We start from the raw sequence: 5,234 nt of genomic DNA, 5'->3' as shown, positions 1-5,234 counted from the left end.
CGGCGGCTTCTCGCTCTACGCCCTCATGCTGCTGCTGCCGCTGTTCTACCAGCAGGTCAGGGGCGACTCGGTCTTCGCCACCGGTCTGCTCCTCATCCCGCAAGGACTCGGGACGATGTGCTTCATCCTCGTCAATCGCCGGCTCGCCGGCCGCATCGACACCCGCTTTATCATCGCGGGAGGTGTCGTCCTCACCATGATCGGCATCCTGCCGTTCGCGCTGGCGGGAGCCACCGGCGGCGACGTGCTGCTGCTGGCCGGGCAGTTCCTCCAGGGCTTCGGGGCCGGCGCGGTCTCGCTCCCGGTGATGACCCTCGCCTTCGCCGGTCTCAGCCACGCCGAGACCCCCCGAGGGAGCGCCGCGTTCAGCATTGTCCAGCGGGTCGGCGCGCCCTTCGGCGTGACCGTCATCGCCGTGGTCCTGCAGCACTACCTCACCGGGGCGACGGCGGCGGCCCAGGCACTCGGCGCCTTCGGAACGACGTTCTGGTGGGTCTTCGCTCTCAGCGCCATCCCGCTCGTGCTCGCGTTCTTCCTCCCCGCTCCGGCGAAGGAGACGAAGACCCCCGTCCGGTCCGAACCGGCCTGATCGCGGGCGCCGTGCGGTACTCCCCGGGGAGTACCGCACGGCAGCCGGTGGGCGGATGCCCCGCGCCGCCTTCGCAACTACGATCGATCCATGCCCCACACCGGTCGTTTCGCCAGCGAGCGGCACGAGGGGTGGCAGGAACCCTGGGGCGACTCGTTCCTCGCCCATCACGCGCCGCTCTGGCGGGGATCGCGCTGGCCGGTGCTGTGGCTGCCCGTCCTCATCTCCTTCATCGTGCAGGTGCCGGCCGTCTTCGTCCGCTTCCACGTCGGGCACGGGCTCGTGCGCTCCGAGCAGACGACGGACCCGAGACAGCTGCTGCTGAGCCTCGGAATCGCCCTGATCGGGCCGCTGGCGCTCATCGGCGCCCGTCGTTTCCCCGGCCCGGTGGTCGCGATCACGGCGGCCGCGGGAGCCACGGACATCATCCTGTTCAGCGACTCCGACCATCCGCCGTACATCGCCCTGGCCTTCGCCATCGTCTCGGCCATCGTCCGCGGCGCCCGCGCCTGGGCCTGGATGTCCGTGGCCATCGCCTGGGTGGTGGCGCTGGTGCTCGTCATCGTCACGGACGTCGGCCTCTCGCCGCCGCGGATCGCGGCCATCACCCTCGGGGTCCTCATCGTGCTCGGTGTCGGCGAGGGGCTCCGCACGCGCAGGGACCGCTTCGCGGAGGTCTCCCGCCGCAGCGCAGAGCGCAAGCAGTCGGAGGTCCAGGCGGAGCGGGTGCGCATCGCCAGGGAGCTGCACGACGTGCTGGCCCATTCGCTCAGCCAGATCAACGTGCAGGCGGGGGTGGGGCTCCACCTCATGGACAAGCAGCCGGAGAAGGCGAAGGAGGCGCTCGCGAGCATCAAGGAGTCCAGCAAGACCGCCCTCGACGAGGTGCGGTCGGTGCTCGGGATCCTCCGCGCGGAGGCGGGCAGGGATCCGTCGGCACCGCTCGTTCCCGAACCGGACCTGTCCCGCCTCGCCGGGCTCGCGGCATCCGTCACCGCCCAGGGCATCGAGGTGGAGGTGGACAACTCGATCCGCTCCGCTCCGAGCGCCGCGGCCCAGCTCGCCCTGTACCGCATCGCCCAGGAGGCGCTCACCAACGTCGTGCGGCATTCGAAGGCGACCAGGGTGACGATCTCGCTTCACGAGGACGACGGGAGCTACCGGTTGACGATCGCCGACAACGGTCTCGGGCCGGCCCCGATCCGGCAGGACTCCGGCGGCCGCGGCCTGCTCGGCATGCACGAGCGGGCGGAACTGCTCGGCGGACGGCTCAGCGCAGGCCCCCGGGAGGGCGGCGGCTTCACCGTCGTCGCCGACATCCCGATCCATCGGGGGGAGACCGAATGATCCGCGTCGCCATCGCCGACGATCAACAGCTCATCCGCGCGGGGTTCCGCTCGCTGCTCGAGGCGGAGCCAGACCTCGAGATCGTGGGGGAGGCCGGCACGGGGGCGGAGGCGGTCGAGCTGGTCAGCCGCCGACGGCCGGACGTTGTGCTCATGGACATCCGGATGCCGGACGGCGACGGCCTCTGGGCGACGGAGCGGATCGTCGCCGATCCGGCACTGGCCGGCACCCACATCGTCATCGTCACCACCTTCGAGCTCGACGAGTACGTCGCGCAGGCCATCCGCGCCGGAGCGAGCGGGTTCCTGGTCAAGGACACCGAGCCCGTCGAGCTCATCCGTGCGGTCCGGGTGGTCGCGGGCGGCGACGCCCTGCTGTCGCCCGGGGTGACCAAACGGCTGCTCGAGCGGGTCGCCGGCTCGCTCAAGGAATCGCCGAACCTCTCCCGGCTCACGGTGCTGACCGATCGGGAGCGCGAGGTGCTCGCGCTGGTCGGGCAAGGCCTCACCAACGACGAGATCGGCCGGGCCCTCTTCCTGAGCCCGCTGACCGCGAAGACGCACGTCTCCCGCATCATGGCCAAGCTCCTCGCCCGCGACCGGGTGCAGCTCGTGGTGATCGCCTACGAGACCGGCCTGGTGCGGGCGGGCTACCAGGAGTAGCCGGAGCGCCCCCGGTACTCCCGGCGCAGTAGCAGACGGCCTCCGTCCGGCCGATTCGCCGGATGCCGCGGGCGACGAGAGTGGTCGGCAGAGGCTCCGCCGGGGCCCACGAGAGACAAGGATTCATTGTGCTCACCACACTCGCTCCGACCGTAGCGGCCCACTGGGCTCACCCCTGGGGTGCCGGCTTCGGTTTCCTGTTCCTGCTCATCCCGCTGTTCTGGATCGCGGTGATCGCCCTCGTCGTCGGTCTCGCCCGCCGCCGCCACGCCCACTGGGGCGCTTGGTCCCACCCCGGTTTCGCCGGCGCCGTCGGATCTCGCGCCGCGGAGTCGACCCTCGCCGAGCGTTTCGCGCAGGGTGACATCGACGAGAAGGAGTATCGCGCCCGCCTCGAGGTGCTCCGCGCGAACGCCTTTCCCCAGGCGCCTGGCAAGTAGTCTGCCGTCCGTCGCCTGCCGGCGGCCCTGCGGGGACCGTCGGTAGGCGATACCCTCGTTTCTGGGGCGCGACCGCCGCCGTCGCCCGAGAAGACGACATCACAACCGAGGGAGAACCGCGTGGATGCCTGGCTGCACGGCAATGCGGAGTCCCTCGCGATGGCGCTCGCCGGGGCATCCGCGATCCTGCTTGTTGTCGTCGTCATCCTCCTGGTGCTGTGGCTCCGGGCCGCGCGCGGCCGTCGCAGGGAGCGGCTGGCTCGCACCGAGGCCGAACGGGAACGGCTCGAGGTCCAGATCTCGATGCAGGAGCAGCTGGGCCGCCTCCGCATCGTCCGCGAGCTGCACGAGGTGGCCGTCCACTCCATCTCCCTGGTCATCAGCCAGGCGGAGGGCGCGAGATACGCCGCCGGGGCGGACCCCGCGGCCGCGGCCCGTTCCGCCAGCGCCATCGCCGACACGGCGCGCACGACGAGGGCCGATCTCCGGCGGGTGATGCGGATCGTCCAGGACGGTAAGGCGGAGGCGTTCGAGCTGCCCCAGCTGACCACCGTCGCCGACCTCATCGAGGTCATGCGGGAATCGGGGCTCGCGATCAACTTCGTGGAGGCGGGCGAGCGATTCGAGCTCAAGGAGGGTGCGGAGCTCGCGATCATCCGCATCGTCCAGGAGGCGCTCGACAATGCGCTGCGGTACGGGGGAGAGGGCACCAACGTGACCGTGTCCTTCACCTGGACGGCGAGCGGACTTCAGGTGCTCGTCGACGACGACGGGGTGCGGTCGGAGGCCCGCAGGCAGGGGCTCGACCCGAATCAAGTCGCCCAGCAGCGCACCTATACCTTCGAAGACGACCTCAACGCCCTGACGCAGGTGGTCGTCGGTCCCGGTATCACCGAGATGCGGGAGCGGGCCGGCCTCTTCGGCGGCATCCTCAAGGCCTATTCCGTTCCCGGGGTCGGCTTCTCCGTCTCGGCGGTGTTCCCGGCGCTCCGCTACGACAACGGCGTCCACGGGGTCAACCTCGAGACGACGTCACCGGCCGAGTAGCGCCCGGCCGCACGGCGCCGGGCCCTACGCGTCCAGGTCGTCGACGCCGGGGGTCCAGCTCTGGCCGGGCTCGCCCCAGCCGTTCTTGCGGATGGCCTTCAGCGCGGCCTTCCCGTGCGGGTAGTCGAGGCGGTCGGCGTAGAGGATGCCGTCGAGGTGGTCGTATTCGTGCTGGAAGATGCGCGCCAGCCAGCCCTCCGCGGTGATCTCGAAGGGCCGCCGGTCCAGGTCGAATCCCCGGAGGATGGCCCGCTCGCCGCGGCGGAGCGGGAACCGCTCTCCGGGGATCGACAGGCATCCCTCCGACTCGTCCTCCTCGTCCGCGGATCCGACCGGCGGCGGGCTGATCCACAGCTCCGGGTTGATGGCGACCCCGCGCCAGAGCACCTCCCCGTCGTCCACCCAGTTGTAGACGAACAACCGCAGCCCGACACCGACCTGCGGGGCGGCGAGACCGACCCCGGGGGCCTCTGTCATCGTCTCGTACATGTCGGCGACGAGGTCGCTCAGGGTCGAGTCGAATTCGGTCACCTCCTCGGCACGGGAGTGAAGCACGGGGTTGCCGGTGATTTGAATCGGGAGGACGGCCATTCGCCAAGAATATCGAAGTGCCAGCGAGTAAGGTCGTGGCGTGCCTGCGCTCAGCGAGATCTCCAATCAGATCAGCCTGACCCCGTTGGCCGCGATCGGCATCCCGATCGCCCTCGTCGGTTCGGTGTTCCTCGCCGTCGGCGCGCAGCTGCAGCACCGCGGGGTCGCCCAGATGGACAGGTACTCTGCTCCGTCGGCCTCCGGCGCCCTCAGTCTCGGCCAGATCCTGCTGCTGCTGCGCCGGCCGTCCTGGCTGTTCGGCACACTCATGCTCGGCCTCGCCGTGGTCTTCCAGCTGACAAGCCTCAGTCTCGCGCCCATTCTCGTGGTGCAGCCCCTCGGCGCGGTGGCACTCATCATCACCTGGCTGGTCAACGCGAGGGTTACCGGCGTCAAGCTCACCCGCGCGACCACCAGGCCCATCATCTTCTGCGTGGTGGGGGTCGGCCTCTTCGTGACGATCGCCACGTTCACGGCGAAGTCCAAGGAGATCACCCAGACGGAGCTGGTGATCATCCTGAGTCTCCTCGCCGCGATCACGGTCATCTTCGCGCTCTT

General features: G+C 70.2%; 7 protein-coding genes. 6 read left to right on the top strand and 1 reads right to left on the bottom strand.

The annotated features are described in order from the left end of the window. The 5 genes from VGC18_RS11335 to VGC18_RS11315 form a co-directional block, all read left to right on the top strand. On the top strand, nt 1-589 hold a 589-nt coding region (locus tag VGC18_RS11335; RefSeq protein WP_331097408.1), incomplete at its 5' end, for an MFS transporter. A gap of 90 nt (nt 590-679) precedes the next feature. Continuing rightward, nucleotides 680-1,936: a sensor histidine kinase gene (locus VGC18_RS11330; RefSeq protein WP_331097406.1), complete on the top strand. Its 1,257-nt coding sequence runs from the start codon at nt 680-682 to the stop codon at nt 1,934-1,936. After that, nucleotides 1,933-2,598 (top strand): response regulator transcription factor, encoded by a 666-nt coding sequence (locus VGC18_RS11325; protein ID WP_331097404.1) that lies wholly within the window; start codon nt 1,933-1,935, stop codon nt 2,596-2,598. The genes VGC18_RS11330 and VGC18_RS11325 overlap by 4 nt, the downstream gene beginning before the upstream one ends. 128 nt (nt 2,599-2,726) lie before the next feature. Then, on the top strand, nt 2,727-3,038 hold the full coding sequence (locus tag VGC18_RS11320; protein WP_331097402.1) for a hypothetical protein: 312 nt from the start codon (nt 2,727-2,729) through the stop codon (nt 3,036-3,038). A 120-nt stretch (nt 3,039-3,158) separates the two neighbouring features. Then, nucleotides 3,159-4,085, top strand: a complete 927-nt coding sequence (locus tag VGC18_RS11315) for a sensor histidine kinase (protein WP_331097400.1) — start codon at nt 3,159-3,161, stop codon at nt 4,083-4,085. Nucleotides 4,086-4,109: 24 nt separating this feature from the next. Here the strand turns inward: VGC18_RS11315 and def are convergent, their stop codons facing one another. Continuing rightward, the gene (gene def / locus VGC18_RS11310) at nt 4,110-4,676 is read right to left on the bottom strand and encodes a peptide deformylase (RefSeq protein WP_331097398.1); all 567 of its coding nucleotides are present in this window, start codon (nt 4,674-4,676) and stop codon (nt 4,110-4,112) included. Between the two features lie 40 nt (nt 4,677-4,716). On the opposite strand from def, the gene VGC18_RS11305 reads away from it, so the two are divergent. Beyond that, on the top strand, nt 4,717-5,234 hold a 518-nt coding region (locus tag VGC18_RS11305; protein ID WP_331097396.1), incomplete at its 3' end, for a DMT family transporter.

This window comes from Lacisediminihabitans sp. (assembly GCF_036404185.1).
Classification (GTDB): domain Bacteria; phylum Actinomycetota; class Actinomycetes; order Actinomycetales; family Microbacteriaceae; genus Lacisediminihabitans.
The sequence above is the reverse complement of the archived record's forward strand: the minus strand, read 5'-3'. Positions and strand labels throughout refer to the sequence as shown.